Source organism: Domibacillus aminovorans (assembly GCF_001643235.1).
Lineage (GTDB): Bacteria > Bacillota > Bacilli > Bacillales > Domibacillaceae > Domibacillus > Domibacillus aminovorans.
Genome location: NZ_LQWY01000019.1, coordinates 29057 through 47311, shown reverse-complemented (window position 1 = coordinate 47311; position 18255 = coordinate 29057). Strand labels below are relative to the sequence as shown.

15 protein-coding genes, 1 pseudogene and 1 riboswitch are annotated in these 18255 nt (G+C 37.8%); of the genes and pseudogenes, 6 read left to right on the top strand and 10 right to left on the bottom strand.

Annotated elements, in window-relative coordinates; translation table 11 throughout:
* Nucleotides 1–239 precede the first annotated feature (239 nt).
* Together AWH49_RS08575 and AWH49_RS08565 are read right to left on the bottom strand one after the other, a co-directional pair.
* Complete coding sequence (locus tag AWH49_RS08575) at nucleotides 240–1067, bottom strand: alpha/beta hydrolase (RefSeq protein WP_082862735.1); 828 nt, start codon at nucleotides 1065–1067, stop codon at nucleotides 240–242.
* 1049 nt (nucleotides 1068–2116) lie between these two features.
* Nucleotides 2117–3502, bottom strand: a complete 1386-nt coding sequence (locus AWH49_RS08565; RefSeq protein ID WP_063965349.1) for an MFS transporter — start codon at nucleotides 3500–3502, stop codon at nucleotides 2117–2119.
* A 114-nt stretch (nucleotides 3503–3616) separates the two neighbouring features.
* On the opposite strand from AWH49_RS08565, the gene AWH49_RS08560 reads away from it, so the two are divergent.
* Nucleotides 3617–4504 (top strand): LysR family transcriptional regulator, encoded by an 888-nt coding sequence (locus AWH49_RS08560; RefSeq protein ID WP_063965348.1) that lies wholly within the window; start codon nucleotides 3617–3619, stop codon nucleotides 4502–4504.
* 744 nt (nucleotides 4505–5248) lie between these two features.
* Here the strand turns inward: AWH49_RS08560 and AWH49_RS08555 are convergent.
* Nucleotides 5249–5539 (bottom strand): MazG-like family protein, encoded by a 291-nt coding sequence (locus tag AWH49_RS08555; protein ID WP_063965347.1) that lies wholly within the window; start codon nucleotides 5537–5539, stop codon nucleotides 5249–5251.
* 46 nt (nucleotides 5540–5585) lie between these two features.
* The gene (locus AWH49_RS08550) at nucleotides 5586–5990 is read right to left on the bottom strand and encodes an LOG family protein (RefSeq protein WP_082862739.1); all 405 of its coding nucleotides are present in this window, start codon (nucleotides 5988–5990) and stop codon (nucleotides 5586–5588) included.
* Nucleotides 5991–6312: 322 nt separating this feature from the next.
* Nucleotides 6313–6396: riboswitch (cyclic di-GMP riboswitch) on the top strand.
* 23 nt (nucleotides 6397–6419) lie between these two features.
* Between AWH49_RS08550 and AWH49_RS08545 the strand changes: the two genes are divergently transcribed.
* Complete coding sequence (locus AWH49_RS08545; RefSeq protein WP_063965364.1) at nucleotides 6420–6974, top strand: L,D-transpeptidase; 555 nt, start codon at nucleotides 6420–6422, stop codon at nucleotides 6972–6974.
* A gap of 320 nt (nucleotides 6975–7294) precedes the next feature.
* Here the strand turns inward: AWH49_RS08545 and AWH49_RS20710 are convergent.
* Both AWH49_RS20710 and AWH49_RS08540 read right to left on the bottom strand, forming a co-directional pair.
* Nucleotides 7295–7425, bottom strand: a pseudogene (locus tag AWH49_RS20710) (aspartate racemase); the annotation flags it as partial.
* 119 nt (nucleotides 7426–7544) lie between these two features.
* On the bottom strand, nucleotides 7545–8285 hold the full coding sequence (locus AWH49_RS08540) for an MBL fold metallo-hydrolase (protein ID WP_063965346.1): 741 nt from the start codon (nucleotides 8283–8285) through the stop codon (nucleotides 7545–7547).
* A gap of 264 nt (nucleotides 8286–8549) precedes the next feature.
* Here AWH49_RS08540 and AWH49_RS08535 point away from each other — a divergent pair, with 264 nt between their 5' ends.
* Nucleotides 8550–9353, top strand: a complete 804-nt coding sequence (locus tag AWH49_RS08535; protein WP_063965345.1) for an RNA polymerase sigma factor — start codon at nucleotides 8550–8552, stop codon at nucleotides 9351–9353.
* A 544-nt stretch (nucleotides 9354–9897) separates the two neighbouring features.
* Here the strand turns inward: AWH49_RS08535 and AWH49_RS08530 are convergent.
* The 3 genes from AWH49_RS08530 to AWH49_RS20705 all read right to left on the bottom strand — a co-directional run bounded on the left by AWH49_RS08530 (nucleotide 9898) and on the right by AWH49_RS20705 (nucleotide 12600).
* The gene (locus AWH49_RS08530; protein ID WP_063965344.1) at nucleotides 9898–10584 is read right to left on the bottom strand and encodes an MBL fold metallo-hydrolase; all 687 of its coding nucleotides are present in this window, start codon (nucleotides 10582–10584) and stop codon (nucleotides 9898–9900) included.
* Between the two features lie 484 nt (nucleotides 10585–11068).
* Nucleotides 11069–12343, bottom strand: coding sequence for an MFS transporter (locus AWH49_RS08525; RefSeq protein ID WP_063965343.1), 1275 nt, complete (start codon nucleotides 12341–12343; stop codon nucleotides 11069–11071).
* Nucleotides 12344–12471: 128 nt separating this feature from the next.
* Nucleotides 12472–12600: a hotdog family protein gene (locus tag AWH49_RS20705; RefSeq protein WP_425305701.1), complete on the bottom strand. Its 129-nt coding sequence runs from the start codon at nucleotides 12598–12600 to the stop codon at nucleotides 12472–12474.
* Between the two features lie 131 nt (nucleotides 12601–12731).
* Here AWH49_RS20705 and AWH49_RS08520 point away from each other — a divergent pair, with 131 nt between their 5' ends.
* From AWH49_RS08520 to AWH49_RS08510, 3 genes are all read left to right on the top strand, one after another.
* Entirely contained in the window at nucleotides 12732–13646 is a 915-nt protein-coding gene (locus tag AWH49_RS08520; protein WP_082862733.1) for a LysR family transcriptional regulator, read from the top strand.
* Between the two features lie 530 nt (nucleotides 13647–14176).
* Nucleotides 14177–15097, top strand: a complete 921-nt coding sequence (locus AWH49_RS08515) for a LysR family transcriptional regulator (RefSeq protein WP_063965341.1) — start codon at nucleotides 14177–14179, stop codon at nucleotides 15095–15097.
* Nucleotides 15098–15355: 258 nt separating this feature from the next.
* Nucleotides 15356–16360: an SLAC1 anion channel family protein gene (locus tag AWH49_RS08510; RefSeq protein ID WP_082862732.1), complete on the top strand. Its 1005-nt coding sequence runs from the start codon at nucleotides 15356–15358 to the stop codon at nucleotides 16358–16360.
* A gap of 465 nt (nucleotides 16361–16825) precedes the next feature.
* Here AWH49_RS08510 and lpdA read toward each other — a convergent pair whose 3' ends face one another.
* On the bottom strand, nucleotides 16826–18214 hold the full coding sequence (gene lpdA, locus AWH49_RS08505; protein WP_063965340.1) for a dihydrolipoyl dehydrogenase: 1389 nt from the start codon (nucleotides 18212–18214) through the stop codon (nucleotides 16826–16828).
* Between the last annotated feature and the right edge of the window lie 41 nt (nucleotides 18215–18255).

Here is an 18255-nt window from a genome sequence, read left to right as displayed (position 1 = left end):
AGCTTAATCTTGCTTATAATCACTGCCTAGTTGTTCCTACTACTTCCGTTAATTCTATATTGAGTATTTGGAAACACTTTAAGTGTTAGTTAATTAGATAATACTAATACTTAAAGAGGCACCCTGCAAAGGATGGCCTTTTTAAATACCTCTTGTTTCCTTTTCGATCAATTCCTGAATCTTGGCGGATTACGGATCGATCTTGCTCTGGCCACACAATAAAATGCTCTTACAGCACGTCAGTCCCGGCCCGCCTCGTAAAACTTCTGTGCCACCATAGCCGCCCTTGTACGCGTGTCCGTAAAGTGGTCGCCGTCGCCGACGATCAGGCGGAACTGGCCGAGTCGTATGGACATATGCGGATGCCAGCCGAAGCCCTCTCCTTGTGGCAATGCGTTGTCTTGGTAAAAATAGACATAGCTTTTAGGCGTAGGCAGCGCGTAGAACGCTTTAAGATCCAGCTTCTCGAAAAGCGGCTTAGCCGGTTCCGGAGTGATGCCTGCATACATCCGTTTGGCTTCCTCCAAAGTGGCCGTATTGACGAACAAATCCCGAAACAGCGGAAACGGAAGCATGATCGTATCGTCCTTCGAGCCGGCTCTGAGCTGCTCTAAACCTTGCCTCATTTGGGGCGAGAACTCGTCGGCAACCGATTCGCCGTCTTTCAGTACAAACGCGTCCCAGAAGACAAGACGCTTTATGCGATCCGGTACTTGTTCTGCAACCTTTTGGATGACAGTTCCGCCGAAGCTGTGCCCGACGAGAACAAAGTTGCGTAGGTTCAGTTTCGTTATAAAATCAACGACGGACTTCGTGATCATCGCATGCGTGACATCTTTGTTCGGATCTTTGCCGTGACCTGCGTATTCCGGCGTATAGACGGCATGCCCTCGACTGCGCAGCACCGCCGCTACGCCGTCCCAGAAGTGAGCGTCAGCCCAAGAACCATGCACAAGCACGAAGGTAAGGCGTTGCTGTGCGGGTAAACGGTATCTTTCATCCGATTCGAGGGCACCATTGCTCCAGAGCCACCATCCTTCAGAATAAGGGGAGAGATAAGGAAACATGTACAAGACATCCTTTCAAATCGACATATATTATCAGCTTATGCCCACTGCGTTTGAGAAGTTCCCACACTCGATCCGCCGAAAAAAAGCCGCAAGAGAGAACGGTGGAGAAACTGAAATAACCGTACTGATTCCAAACTGTGAAAATAACAATTTTGTAGAAAATGTAGCTTTGAAACAAAGTTTGATTAAAAATATCCCCCAAATCCTCATTCTACGGAATATAAAAAGAATCCATTTTGAAAAAGATTGATCAAAATGGATTCTTATCTTTTTGAATGAACGTTCCGTTTTATAAAAAAGTTCGATCAAAAGTGCCAATAGTTTAACTGTTGTTTTATATGTCAAAACTGTTATTAGAATTATTAAGGGGAGTTGATAATTTTGATTGGCACTCTCACAAAGAATCATCAGGGTAGATATGCATTACCCGATGGACAATACTTTACAACTGGTGATGATATTGAGGTTAAGCTAGAGCTAACTTGGATTTTTTAGTAGGATTCACTTTTATTTATAATTGTTAGTGATTAATCAATTACTTATATTTAATTTTAAGTTAATCATTATTTCTAGTTTTAGTCTGAATCTTCATTTTCTGCTTTATTTTATCTTATCCATCCCAAATCGTCAGCCCCTAGTATACCTTTGGAATAATTACTGATTATTTACATTAGTTTGCCCCTGGTGTCAGCTACGCTGGTACTATCCCTCTTAGTCTTAGGAAGGGTTTTTTATTTTATATTAAATTGTTGTTTATGGTATCCTGCTTGCAGATGTCAGTTCCCTTGGATCTCACATCGCAGGAATTTGTCAAAAATACGCCAGCTGTGGGGATGAAAATGATGCTTACTAAGGTATCTTCGATTCGGGATAAGTATCGGTTTATTATATTTAAACATTAGAGGTGGAGACATCCTCTCCACCCTCCAAATGCCCCTTTCGCGAAGTACATCAAACTTCTACAAACACAGTAACTGAGAGCAGATTTGTATGGACTTACCAATCCATAGCAAGCGAGTGTGGCTTCTAATTTGAATTTGGTGAACCTACGACTCTTCCAATTGCCCTGACTCCCGGCGCCGCCAACTCATGAATACCAAGGACAATGCAATTACCGAGAGGATAGCCCCAAGCAGTCGAAATCCCCCGGCGCTGAACTTATCTCCCATTACGATGCCTAGTAACAATGAAGAGAGAATGGTTCCCAGGTATCTCGATGTCATAAATAATCCGGATGCTACACCGATAATTTCTTTTGGAGAACTTTTGAACAAGGCCGCTTGCATACCGACATTGTTCAACCCGTTGCTAATACCGAATGCAGCTAAAGCCAAACACACACTGATAACCGGTGAAGTTTGATTCAATGTCACTATCCACACTGACCCAAATGTCATCAGCACTCCGGATACTAGCAATGCTGGTCGAGGTCCTGATTTATCTATCCATCGTCCTGCTATTGGAGAAGCAACGAGCGAGCACAAGCCTAAGCTTAGCATGAGAATCCCTGTATGGAACTCGCTGACATGACGTACCATTTGCAAGTAGGACGGAAGCCCGAAAAAGAGCGAGTAATAAAGTACGTTAACGAGTATGAATTCGACATTGACCCAAGTCATCGCAGGATATTTGGCGAATGTACGCAAAGGAATAAAGGGTGACGTCGCTTTTAACTCATGTCGCACGAAAGCCCCCAGTGCAACGAGCCCTATCAGCCCGACAATAACATGCCCAAATGAGACATGCCCAGATGATTTTGCTGACAGTAATCCAACGAGTAGGGCAACCAGACCCACTGTGAAGAGCAGGATCCCTGACGCATCAATCAAATCAAACCATTTACGAAAGGACATGTTGAGTGCAACGGATGTTGACGGTTCGTCCTTAGGAATAGTCCTCCAAGCTAATAGAAAGCTCATCACCACGAACGGAATATTGACGAAAAAGATAGTAGGCCAATCCCACCAGTGAATCAAGACCCCGCCAATAAAGGGTCCAATTGCTGCCGCCCCTGACAAGAATATGGACATAACTGACAGCGCAGTCCCTTGTTTCTCCGTAATATGAATTCGTACAATGGCCATTCCAACTGAAACCATCATGCTTGTTCCGATGGATTGCACAATGCGGAACACGATGAGCCACCCAAAGTTTGGTGATAGTGGAGCTAATAATGATGCAACGAAGGCTACAACAAGCCCGGTAAGAAATATCTTCTTGCGACCGAACAAATCACTGGCCTTTCCCATGACAGGTTGAGCGATAGCACTCGCAATGTAGAAAGAAAAAATAATCCAGGAAACAACTGTAAAGTCAAGATGGTACACATTTTGCAGCCTTGCAATAGCAACAGAAATCATCGAAGAATTTAATGGGTTCAATAGCACCCCCAGTCCAACGGAAATCATCAACCACCTGCTGCGAACATTCATTTTTGGTCCCCCCAAAAAGTGTATTGATGTCATCGTACTTGAAATCGATTATTTATTCCAATGCATTTTATGTTATAATTTCATTGATTTGAAGGAATGAATGGAGGTTACGAAATGGAACTTCTTCAACTGCAATATTTTCTCGTGGTGGCTCGATTGGAACATGTGACCGAAGCTGCACGAAGTCTGCACGTTACTCAATCGTCACTAAGTAAAACGATTCAACGCTTGGAGGAGGATCTAGGGGTCCCTCTATTCGATCGAATAGGGAGGAAGCTACGATTGAATGAGTTCGGAAGCAGATTCCTTCACCGTGCAGAAAGGGCTTTGTTTGAATTGGAACAGGGGAAGCAGGAGCTTAGCGATTTATCCAGCCCGGAACATGGCACACTCGAATTGGCGGTGACCACCGCAAGCACGTTACCAAATATCCTTCGAGAGTTTCGGAAAAAGCGGCCCTATATCCAATTTCATGTGCAAATGCTGACCACTCAGGAAATGATTACGCTTCTTCATAGAGGAGAGGTCGATTTCTGCTTGTCCTCACCTCCTATAGAAGGAGATGACATTGAATGTCAAATCGTGTTCATCGACCCAATCCTTGTAGCTGTTCCAAAGGGGCATCGGCTGGCAGACCGAAGTAGCGTATCCTTGACAGAACTAAGGGATGAATGGTTTGTCGGTGTAAAGAGAGGCTACGGTACTCGCGATTTTGTGGACTCTGTATGCAAATCAGTTGGATTTGTACCTAAATATGTGTATGAGGGGGATGAACCTGCAAGGCTAAGCACTCTTGTGGAAGCCGAAATTGGCATAGCCTTCATACCAAGCACGGCAAGGTATTCACGGGAACATATCAAATATCTCCAAGTAGAGAATCACGAATTGGTACGGGAGATAGCTTTATTATGGCACAGGAGTCGGTACATTTCGCGGGCTGCTCTGGAATTCCGTGAGGTCGTTGTAGAATATTTTGAGGCGATATCCAAACAGACAATTTAATCATGCTGTACTACTAATACTGATTCTATTGGCGGAACAAAACAGGTGTAACTAATACAAGGATTCGAGGTGATCCTGAGGAATTTTTATTGCTTGGAATCGACTTTCCACATTGACTGAGAAACTGGAAAAGGGCGAATTTTAAGCCCTTTTCAACCACAAAAATCCGAATATTTAGGCTCTACCAATCTTTGTCGTTGTCTGGGTGACAGCTTATGACGGAGTTACAGGGGCTGACATAATATCGTTGCGGCCGTTGCAACTAGAACCATTTGCTTGATTTCGCTTAACCTATGCCGGGCCTTGTTCCTTTACCTACGCGCCGATGACAGATAACTCCACCTTCACCGTTTCAGGTTTAACAAGCGGCTCACTTCTTTCACGCTAAGAAAGGACATGGGGAGTTCCCCATATGAGACATACGAGGGAATAACTATATTTAATACAAAGTACTGCTAATCTGCCCTAAACAAGCTTTAATAAAAGGTGTGCACCGCATTTCCCGACTGCGGCGCAAAATAACGATTGCACTAATTAAAAAGACTGGATAGTCGTTCGAAGTGGTTGAGGACACATGGTGAATAAAATGTTAGCTCGATGGAATGTTTACATATATGTCCATCTACTTCGTAAAGTGTTTGCAATTGCTGCTTAAGCTCTCTGATGGACACTTTAAGGACCGGATGTTGCGTCTCGGGCAACAAATCATTTAACCTTTAGTAATATAATAAATTGCTCTGTTCTTTACATTTTTCTTTGCCATTTGTCCATTTTTCTTATTATCAATTCTTTTAACTCTTTTTCATTTTCAGCTACTTTATAAAACAAAGCTAAAGATACAAGAATGACATCTACACATTCTTCTTTTACTTCATTAATACCTAATTGTTTATACTCACTTCCATTTGCTTTTAAGTAAGATAATACTGCTTGTGAGGTTTCTCCAACCTCTTCTGACAATTTTAATGCCATTTGCTCCAATGTTTTAGGTTCTTTCTCACTTAGTAGCTTAATTTGCCTCAATAATTGCTCCATAGACGTATATCCCCCCTACCTTTACAATAGTTATATTCAATTCTTGTTACCATTTATTTATATATTCACCTTTGTAATCCTTTATTTTTTTTACTAATTCTGATGCTTTATCATCGATTACTATTAATTTTTTATAATCGGATTTTACAAACCCTTGGTCAATCATATGGTCAAAAAAAGATAAAATAGGAGAATAATAATTATTAATATTAAGTAGAGCACAAGGTTTATTATGATAACCAAGTTGTGCCCATGTAAATACTTCAAACCATTCTTCCAATGTTCCTGTACCACCAGGTAATGCAATAAAACCATCAGCGTAATCCGCCATTAATGCCTTTCTTTCGTGCATAGTTTTGACTACATGTAACTCTGATATTTGTTGATGCGCTATCTCAACATTTTTTAACTTTTCTGGAATTACACCTATAACTTTACCTCCTGCCTCCATTACAGCATTAGCTACGTAGGCGTCAAACAAATACGTTTGTTTGAATGCCAAGAGGGTCTTGGTATAGAGAGATTGTCAATTCCTTAATGCTCCCTTCGGTCCGCTTACCATTGACAATCGCCAAAATGTAGCATCGCTCCTTTTTAAAAGGACTATGCTCATATTTATTTATAAAAAACTAAAAACACCGATCCGATTATTCAGAAGGTGTTAAAAAGCTACTGAATTTCCTTGTTTACCCTTAAATGTTGATATTTACTGATTTATATTTCGTTACATTTAATAATTTTGTAATATAATTGTAATTGTAATTTAATATTTTAAAAGATAAAGGCAAACCATTCGAAAGATTGGGACGCAAAACTACAGGTCTTAGGTTTTAAACTATGATGGCTGGGTTGCAAAATCATAGGAGTGATATATTTGTTGATGAAAAAGTTATTCAAAACTCTATTTGTAGTATTAACATCACTAGCATTAGGAGTAAGTATTCTATCCACGAAAGCGGAAGCTATTAATGAAAAAAACAATGACCTTATCATAGTCAACAAAGCCTATAATAAGATGGTGTTTATCAACGATGGGTTTATTGAAATGGTTGCACCAGTAGGAACAGGTCGCACATGGGATCTCACCCCTGTTGGGCATTTTAAAGTTGTGAATATGGTTAAAAATAGACCTTATTACAAAAAAAATATCCCAGGTGATTCACCAAATAATCCTCTTGGCGCACGATGGATTGGCTTCAGTGTACCGGGAAATTGGGAAACTGAAACAGGAAATGTATTTGCACTTCACGGAACTAATCAACCGGCCTCTATTGGTGGTTACGTTAGTTCTGGATGTATCAGAATGTATAACAACGACATTATTAAGCTATATGATAAAGTCGCTAACGGAACACCTGTGACAATCACTTATTCATACAAATCATTCCAAGAATTAGCAAAAATGTATGGCTATTCGATAAAAGGTTTTAGATAAGAGTTTCCGGAAATTCAATATACGTATAACAAGACTAGACTGGTCAAGCTAGGAGTGCTGTTTCTCAAACCACGTATACAGGCAGATATGGTAAATGGTATTAATTAAAACTATTTTTACATTTTTGACCTTGAATATATCAAGGTTTTTTTGTATTCCATTCATGTTGTTGCTTTAGAATAATGTTTGATCAAAACATGCTCTTAATATATTCAATTGAATCATTCTTTTATAAAAAAGTTTGATCATTTCTGTGACCCTTATTAAATTAAAGCTCCGATTGCGTAAGAACAAGAAATGTGAAAGAGTTGCAGAAATTACTACTTCTTTAAGGACATAGTTACTGCTTCAAGAGCATGTATATAAGTTGTGTCAAACATAGGAACTCCGACTTTATCAAAAATCCAATTTCTGTACAGCCAATCATAATTCCTTCAGCTCCACTTTCGATTTGAAACTAACCTGATGATCCCACACAAAATTAATGACAAAAAAGTTGTTTACCAAAACTCTTATTCAACAGAGGCACCGCTTCTTTATTACTATAACCTTTCCAATATTTTTAGATGTTTACACTTTTTTGACGATGCTTTTAAGCTGTTCTTCAACATTATTTTTACTTAACCCTCCGTGGTAACAGATCACGTTGTCAATATCGAAATTCAAATAGCTTGCTATAGAACGGGAAGCTGTATCCATATCCGGAGTGGATGGTAGATGAGGTCCTTGTAAAACGCCTTCCACACTAAACATGGCGTCACCAGCAACAAGAGTTTTGCTGTGCTTCAAATAAAGACTGATGTGCCCGGGTGTATGCCCCGGCGTAAAAATAACGTGAATTCCTCCGCAAAACGGAAGTTCCTCGCCGCCCATCAACGTTCTATTTACTTTAGCCCTCGGGGAATTTTTAACTAGAGCCACTACTTTCCGACTCTCGTCTTCCGAAAGGCCCTCTAATTGCCAAGCCATACTTTCAAGGTTTGCCTTCATGAGAGGTAATTCCCCCTCAATATAGGGCTTATCAACCTCATGAGCGTAAACTTCAATGCACGAATCGGATTCCTGCAGGATTTCAGGAAGGCTGCCAATATGGTCAATATCCTGATGCGTCAGAATGATGGCTTTTAATTTTTCAAAAGGGATACCAGCTTCATTCATGGCTATACGTATTTGTTCCAATTGTCCGGGCGTCCCTGTATCAATCAGAATGGCAGTATCATCGTCCCAAATCAAAGTAGGATTTAATTCTTGACGACCGCCGAAAGCTTCAACCTGCAATTCAAGCATTTTTACTCCATTCGAAATTTCCATATGTCCCTCTCCCTATCAAAATTTAGTGTGTCCAATGTTCTGAGGAGCGGTTACTGAGCATGAGGACAATACCTGTTCAAGCTGGCATTTGAAATCCATATCCTTAATAAAGATCCCCTCGAAAAGTTCACTCCTCAATAAACAAAACGAAAAAGGATTCTAAATAGTTACGGTGGTTTCAATATTTTTTTGTATCCGTCGTATCTTTCTGTTCTCATTTTTCGTTTATAATAAATGAAAGGCAAAATAAAGGAGGGATTTGCAATGTGGCCGCTTGTTCAAAACACTCCTACTGAAGCGAAAGAAAACTTCGAAAACGCCGTTCAACCCTACATTGGGGACTTGAAGAACTATTGCTGTTCCCTGATGAAATCGACTTGGGATGGAGAAGACCTGATGCAAGAAACATTGGCGAAGGCATATAAACGGTGGTCAACAACATTAAATCCAGTTTCCAAAGCCTATTTGTTCCGAATTGCACGCAATACATGGATTGATGGAAATCGGAAACGAAAGCCAAATGAAGATTTTAATCAGGACATTTCAGAACTGACCGAAGGAAAAGCAACAAATTCAGATGCCCTTATGGATGCAATGCAACTATTGTTGCAGGAATTATCGCCAAAACAGCGTATAGCAATGCTGCTCGTAGATGGATTAGACTACACAACACAAGAATCGGCAAAGATGATGGGTACGAGCGAGGGAGCCGTGAAGGCGGTTCTTCATCGAGCTCGAAGGAAATTAAAACAAGTGAGAAATCACGCTGTTATTTACTCGGAAGACGACAACGTCACAACGTATATCACCGCATTTCAAAACGGAAAACCAGAAACGCTTGTCGACCTTTTCCAGAAAGAAATCAGAGAACCGCGTATGACAGTAACAAGTGATCAATCAGGTTCTAATCCACAGCTGACAATTCAACCGATTATAGGGTCGGGGACTTCATACGTACTTGTTAAACTCAGAACAAAAAGTGGAAATTCAGTTTTCATGCCATTTTATCGGTCAGAGTGGTTGACTTTGTTCACTCAGTTGACGGAGAAACTTTCATTCGCGGCGTAAGAAAAGGGATTATATAGAATGGTTAAATGTGATTCCATATGTCTTGGAGCAGACTATTTACTACCTCATCACACCTCTGTTCCATGAAACACAATCCTATCCTTCAATAACCGCGAAAAAATATCATAAGATCGTTCACATTGTTCGAATTGAATCCGTATTCCATGGCCTCTTAGAGACGTAATATCCCAAGAGGCCATTCTTATCAATCTTTTTTATAAATTATCGAACTTTTTTACAAATTATCAAACTTTATTTTAAATCCACACATGTTCTACTAATTTCATTTTTTTAAGGTCAATTCGGTTCTGGTGCAAAAACTTCAAGATACGTGCTGTAGGTTTGAAATAAAGTTTGGTCAAAACATCTTTTGAACTCACTTGTTGCTGTAAATAGAAAGAATCCATTTTGAAAAAAGATTAATCAAAATGGATTCCTTTCCAGTAGATTTAAGTTGGATTTTTATAAAAAAGTTTGATTGTATTATAAAACCAATAATTATGTTGTTTAATTCGAGAGCCGAATATTAGCGTTTAGCCCCCAATTATAAAGTGAATTTTCCACCATGATAACAAAAGTAATTTTCAACCTTAAGATTTTTAATCATTGTCAAAGACTGTTCTGCTTTCTCAACATTTAAACAAAAGTCTGGATTAGCAATGACTAATTCATTATTCTCTTTAACAGCTGCATCACCTGTAATCACACTTTTTAAACTTGGAAAATATAATGAAATATGACCTGAAGTATGCCCTGGCGTTGCTAATACTCTACATTTGTTATCTAAAATCATATCACCCTCATGTACCTTTTCATCAATTGAAACATGCTTCAAATTCTTTAATTGCTGTATAAACCAATTACCAAATTCCATTTCTTCATTTGGCATATTTTCTAGCATTTCTTCGGCTTGAACCAATCTCTCTGACTTCATTTCACCACTAATGTATTTTGATTCAATTTCACTAGCTATAATGTTAATCCAAGGATACTTTTCTTTGAAATCATATAACGAACCTATATGATCATCATCATAGTGAGTAATGATTATATTCTTTAAATTCTTCATTTCATATCCATTTTTTGAAATTTCATTTTCGATTAAACTTAAAAAATTTGTATACCCTGTATCGACCAAGGTGAGTTCATTATTCAATATAATTAAGCTAGGATAAAGGTAATTTTTTTGTCCATTAAATTCAAATTCAATTGGTAGTTCAATTATCTTCATTTTTCTTCCTCCATACTGCCCGTAAGTGAAAGTACATTTTTTCACATATTGCGTTATTGTACTTCACAATCTGGCCGTTTAACAGAACAACTCTACTCAAGTGTCCTCAATCCACTTTTCAACTTTAGATGGTTTTTCCTTTTCACTATAAAAACACCCCTTTAAATAATCTTATCCAAAGGGGTAAAACGGTACATCTTTTTTAAAACATCGTGACTTTATTTCAAATTTACAAAATACGGTCCTTCTAAAAAGGTTTGATTAAAACTCGTAAATTCTTTTAAGAAGGATGCTATCATAACTTCTGAATCACCCGTTAAATCATTCCAGTTTTAATCCTCGTACTGCATGTCCGCCAATACGCTATAAAGTTCTTATATCCCGTGAAACTGGCCATTCACTGTTTTACTGATCCGACGTCCCTGCTCGTCACATCTAGGTGAGAGTAAAGTAAATACATCAGTTTTAGCTTATCTATGCATTGCTATATATTCAGTACCTCTTCTTTAATTAGTTGACTTGATTTTTGTTTTTTAATAATAATTACAAATAGGCTTGCTAATAAACAGAAAACTCCTGCCAAGAAGAACGCCCAAGTGTAAGAATTGAAAAATTTATAGATTATACCTCCACCAAAAGCAGCTACTGCAGCACCTGCCTGATGAGAAGCAAAAATCCAACCATAAACAATTCCACTTTTATTCGTGCCGAAGATTTGTCTTGAGATACTAATAGTTGGTGGTACAGTTGCAATCCAATCTAATCCATAAAACACAGTAAAGATAACCAGCATAGTGATGGAACCTTCACTTAATGCATAAGGAAGTAATACGAGTGAAGCCCCTCTTAGACTGTAATACAAAAATAATAGCCATCGGTTATCGAAACGATCTGACAGCCAACCTGATAGGGTTGTTCCTACTAGGTTAAAAATTCCCATAAACGAAAGAAACGAAGCAGCAGTAACTAAAGGGACTCCAAAACTAATACAGAAAGAAATAAAATGTGTACCAATTAATCCGTTCGTTGAAAGTCCACAAATAAAGTAACTACCGGCTAATAACCAAAATTCCTTCACTTTTACAGCGTCGAATAAACCGTTGAAAGCAATAACAATAGGATTTTTCTTTTGAACTTCATTGCTCTCTTGTGTTTCTTCCTCAAGTCCATATGGAAGAATACCAACATCCTTCGGTGAATTTTTCATAAATAAAAAGATTATGGCAAGCATAATGAAACTAAGGATCATTATTAATCCAATCGCCCATCGCCACGAATAATTATTGATAATAATCGCTAAGACAGGAAGTAGAATTAACTGACCTGTCGCCGTACTTGCAGTTAATATTCCTACTGCAAGTCCCCTTCTTTTCTCAAACCAATGATTCGCCACATATGGACTTAATACCGTTAAAAAAAGACTCGATCCTAACCCAATAATAAAGCCCCAAATGATGATCAGCTGCCATGATTGATTCATAATGAAGGTTAGCATGATACCTGTCAGCAGTGTTGCCATAGAAACTATCATCATTTTTTTTAACCCAATACCTTCTAATAATGCTGCCATAAACGGTCCTGATATGCCATATAAAAAAAGACTAATTGCAAAAGCAAGTGCAATAACAGATCGATCCCAGCCAAATTCATTTTCGAAGGAATCTATAAAAACCCCTGATGAAGATATGACGATTCCGGCTACAATAATTGAGAAAAATGTTATGGAAAGAATAAACCAGCTATAGTGAATACGTTTCAAAACCTCACCTGCATTCTATGGTGTTATTTTATCGATTCTACCTATTATATTCCCGATAGTTTAATATTCTTTCTTAGATAGATCTAATTGGAAAATAAATGGATTTCTATCAGGGTAGTCATATTTAATCAGTAAATCCTCTCTTGAAGCTGTCCAAATGGTTGTCTGGTTGCATCATGAACAGGCATCGTGGCAACAACCTTCTCACTTGACACTTCAACGATTTCAATTCCAAGTGCATCCAATATCGTCTTCATATAATATCCTCCTATTTTCTATTTTTCTTAACATTAACTCGTAATTAATTATTAGTAAAATTGAAATTTGTGAATTTATCTATTGATTTTTTTGATACTATAGACGTAAGAATAAAATAAAAGTTGGTGAAATGATGGAAATACGCCATTTTGTTACGTTTAAAAAGGTCATTGAAACGGGTAGCTTCACACAAGCAGCAGAACATTTAGGTTACACTCAATCCACGGTGACTTCTCATATTCAGGCGCTTGAAGAACATTTAGGCGCACCTCTGTTTGATCGGATGGGTCGAAAGGTAAGATTGACTGATATTGGCAAGAATTTGTTGCCCTATACTCAAGAAATTTTAGATACCTATGGAAAGATCGAAAGCATTACCAGTGATGGAGAGGATATGAGAGGGGAGTTAAAGATTGCGGCTCCGGAATCTCTAACGGTATACCGACTAGAACCAATATTAAGAGAATATAGAAAGAAGTTTCCTCATGTAAGCATCAGTTTAAGTAACGCCACCTGCGGAGATAACAAGAGAGCAATACTTAATGGTAGTGCAGATATTGCATTTGTCATGTTGTCACAGTTGCAGGATTCAGATTTAATCGTCCATTCGTTATTGGACGAACCTTTTGTCCTTGTTGGAAGCCCTGACTGTTCACTGAGTATTTTAGATAAAAGCTATGAAAATCAAAAGATAAGCGAGTGTTTGATTGCGAACGAGAAAGAATGCAGTTATCGAACGATGTTTGAAGAATACCTTGGAGAACGGGGAATTGTACCTTCCCACACGATGGAGCTTTGGAGTATTGAAGCGATAAAACGTTGTGTAATGAGTGGGCTTGGTATTGCTTGTTTACCTTTAATGACAGTAAATGATGAAATCAAGGAAGGAAGGTTAAAGATTATTCCCTGCGTTGGTGGCTTTAAACAGACTTTCTCCCAAGTCGCTTATCATAAAAACAAGTGGATTTCCCCAGCTTTATCAATGTTTATCGATATTACTTTGAAACATGCAAGAGACTGGTCATATGGGGAGACTACTTGTTGAGCGAACAGGGTGTTTTTCTTTAATAAGGTTTAGGCAATGTTCTTCAACAATCGGGCACGTTTGTTGAACAAGAAGTAAATGGGTGGTACATATTATTCATAACTAATATGTACCACCCATTATTTTTTATGACTTTTTACATTTTAGGTCTTGATAATTTATAAACGGTACGACTTTATTTTAAATATCGCATCTTTTTTAAACATCGTGACTTTATTTCAAGTTTACACTTGGCGATTTTAAGCGTGAACAGAATAATGTCGGCAAAAAAAGCATGAAATATCCGATTTTATAAGCCTTAAAGCTAAAGAATCTTTGTTATAGAAACCGGTAGAAAGTGGATCTTAAATTGGAGTTATCCATAAGAAAGTAATGCTACCCATCCTTTATCTTTTATGTTTTAATACCCTATAAAGCCTTTATATTATATTGAATTTTGAATTATTTTGGAATTATGTAACAAATCAATAGTTTTTTGCCTTTAAACATTAAAAACAATACCAATTATAATTAGAATGAGGTTGATCAGGATGGAATTCAGACAACTAGAATATTTTATGGCAATTTGTGAGGAGTTACACTTTACCCGGGCTGCTGAAAAACTAGGCATTACACAGCCTACACTTAGTCATCAAATTAAAGCATTGGAAGGCGAAGTAGGAATGCCTTTATTTGATCGGATAGGAAAGAAAATCGCCATTACTGAGGCAGGATTATTGTTGCAAGAGCAATGCACTAATATCTTTAGCAACTTAAAATGTGCTTCAGAAAAAATTCGGGAGCTTCAGAAAATGAAAAGAGGGAAACTTGCGATTGGAGCGTTACCAGGAGAAATAAATCACCTTGCTTCATTACAATTACTGAATTTTCACTATAAGTATCCTGATATTCAAATAAAACTCGTGGGCGTAGATGATCTTTATGAACGTGTTTTAAAAAATGAGATCGATTTAGCAGTCACGATTATACCTATTCATGCCGATGAAAGAGTTACCACTATACCTTTATACCGTGAAGAATTCTTCTTAACTGTACCTGATACTCATCCTTTAGCCAGTAAGGAGGAGATTGATTTTGCAGAAATAAATAAGATACCTATTATTATGTTTCCACAAACCCATCAGTGTAGAATATTAGTTGATATTACATGTAACTCTATAGGATTTAAAATACAGCCCCATATAGAAACGAATACTTTTGAATCTATAATCAGCTTAGTACGGGCTGGGGCAGGAGCAACAATTTTATCCAAAACATTATTAAATCTTAATGATACATCTAAATTAAAAATGATTAAAATTGTAAATCCAACGATTTGCAGGCAGGTTGGTATTGTTATTCACAAAGATAAATATATTGGATTTGCAGCCCGGCATTTTATAGATTTGTTGACAGATCACGTCAAAAGCTTGAATTTAAAAGAACCAATAAATTGTGATGCAATTGGATGAAGGCTGAATTTTTGCAGAATATTCCTTCGTGAGATAAACAGGCTGTACAGGAATTACTGATTATCTCATAAGGGATTCATAAGCTAACATATAGTTTTATGATAGAAATTATCTATCGTTATTATTGAAAACATAATATTGTTATATAGATCCCTCTCATTTATAATTCAGTCACATATTAGTGAACATCATTGGGCAACTATAAATTAATGATAAGATTGCTAGTATTAAATTTAGAATTATTAGGAGTGAGGAAAAATGGGTGTCTATTCAAAAAACGATTATGTAATGAGTGATGAACTAACAGCCAGTAAACAAAGTACACTGCAATTCTTGCCTGTAAACTTATTTGGTTCTGTAATGGGGATATCGGGGCTCGCCCTAGCATGGAGATGGTCTCATGAACTATTCGGAACATATGCACTTATTGGTGAGTTAATTGGAGCCTTAGCTGTTATCATTTTTATCGTATTAAGCATTTCTTATATAATGAAACTTTTTAAGTATCCACAAAAAGTTATTGAAGAATTTAAGAATCCAATACTCGGCAATTTCTTTGGGACAATAGCAATTGCAATCCTGCTACTTTCCTCAGTTATTGCACCCTATAGCAAAGCGCTTTCTGAAATAGTATGGGTTACTGGGACAATTCTTACCATAGTTTTAGCTTTTATCATTGTTCATCGCCTGATGAATCAAAAACAAGAAATCCTTCATGCTACACCTGCCTGGCTAATTCCAGGTGTAGGAACACTTGATATAGCTGTTGCAGGTGGCACAATGCCATTTCCTTGGAGCGAGGAAATAAATTTATTTGGCTTTGCAGTAGGAGGTATATTAGCGCTCGTGTTTTTCGTTTTAATTTTCTCACGCTTGATGCATCACGATCCTATGCCTGAAAAATTAACCCCTTCACTAATGGTTTTAATTGCACCGTTTGGAGTAGGTTTCTTGGCATATACAAACATTATTAAAGACGTTGATATGTTTGCCTCAATATTATTTTATTTTGGATTATTTTTAGGAATTGTTCTTTTTGGAAAGGTATTTAAAAGACGACTGCCTTTCGGTACATCTTGGTGGGCAGTAAGCTTTCCAATGGCTGCTGTAGTTATTGCAGCATTTAAATATGCAGCACATGTAAATACGTGGCCGCTAAAAGCAATAGCTGCTATTAGCCTCCTTGTGCTCACTATAGTACTAGCAGTTATATTTGTTCGTACTTTAATTTATCTTTTCAAAGGTGAACTTCTAAAAGCATAATCATCAGAAAAAGGAACAAAATATTGTTCCTTTTTCTACTTAATTCACATATGCAAAATAAAAGGAACAATACCTATGTAATTAGCTGGAGCAATATGTTCCCGAAAGAAAAGCAGGCCAACAGGGATTAATATCAGGGCTACAGCAATATTAACAAGCAGGCTGGCTACGCTGATATTCTAGCCGCTGCGGTAAACAAACAGGAAGCCGAGTTCAATACAACAACGGCAAACCCCAACGCAAAGGTGGCCCAGTTTAGTTGCCGAAAATCCTGAAAAACACTTATTGAACCGCCTTTTGACACAAAATAAGCAATGGTAGCTGTTATCCCGGCGACATTATATGTAACTATAAGAGACAGATATGGGTCGGCGTTGGGAGCTATAGTTTTTTGAAAGATATTTTATAAAACGAACGACAACACGGCGAGGACAATTGGTAAATATAGAGATAGAGACATTTAGATTACTCCTTTCTTTCATTTTCTATTGATTCCATAGCCATTTCACCTAAAGTAGGATGAACATGGATTGTTAGAGCTATATCTTTAGCTGTTAGACCAGCCTCAATAGCTAAGCCTATTTCAGCGATTATATTAGATGCACCAACACCAACAATTTGGGCACCTATTAATAGATCATCTTCTTTACGAGCAATAAGTTTTATGAAACCATCTGTCATGCCTAGAGTTAATGCATGACCATTTAAAGCAAAGGGGAATTTCGCAACTTTTACTTCTAAATTTTCAGCTTTGGCTTGTTCTTCAGAGTAACCTACGGTAGCTAACTCCGGATCTGTGAAACATACAGCTGGGATAGCTAAGTAGTCTACAATTGATTTTTTTCCAGCAATCGCTTCGGCAGCAACTTTACCTTCGTATGAGGCTTTGTGAGCAAGCTGTGGACCGGCTATAATATCGCCTATCGCATAAATATTTGGAATGTTAGTACGGCATTGTCTGTCAACATTGATTAAGCCGCGCTCACCGAATTTGATACCGATTTCTTGAAGACCTATTTCATCCGTGTTTGGACGACGACCTACGGTTACTAATATGTAATTTGCCTCAATTTGCTTCTCTTCGCCATCGGCTTCAAAAGTAATAATTACGCCATTTTCGTTTTCCTTTGCACTTTTAGCAGATGCGCCTGTGATTATTTCAACTCCTTTCTTTTTAAGTCCTTTTTTAACGATTTGTGTCATTTGTTTTTCAAAGCCGGTTAAAATATCTTCTCCACCCTCAATAATTGTTACTTGTGAGCCAAGATTGGCGTAGGCAGAACCTAACTCAGTACCTATGTAGCCGCCGCCGATTACTACAAGTTTATTTGGAACCTCTTTAAGCACAAGAGCACCGGTTGAGTTAATTACACGTTCAGTGAATTTAAATGCTGGAATTTCTATCGGTCGGGCACCTGTTGCTAAAATAACATTTTTGAATATATAATTTTGAGCTGAATTTCCGCTCATTACACGTACAGTATTTACGTTTGCGAAGTAGGCTTCACCTTTAACGATCTCAACTTTATTACTTTTTAATAAATATTCCACACCGCCAGTTAACTTTTTAACTATGCTGTCTTTGAACGCTTGTGCTTTTGTAAAATCTAATCTAATTTTTGAAGCTATAATACCGATGTCATTAGAATGTATTATTTGCTCAAAGCGATGACCGACGGAAATCAATGCTTTTGATGGGATACATCCAATATTCGAACAAACACCACCTAATTTATCCCTTTCAATAATCACCACTTTTTGACCAGTTTGTGCTGCTCGAATCGCGGCTACGTATCCTCCAGGACCTGAACCGATGACGAGTGTATCTGTTTCGATAGTAAAATTACTTAACATTTTATTTATTCCTCCATATAATGCAGATTGATAAAATATTC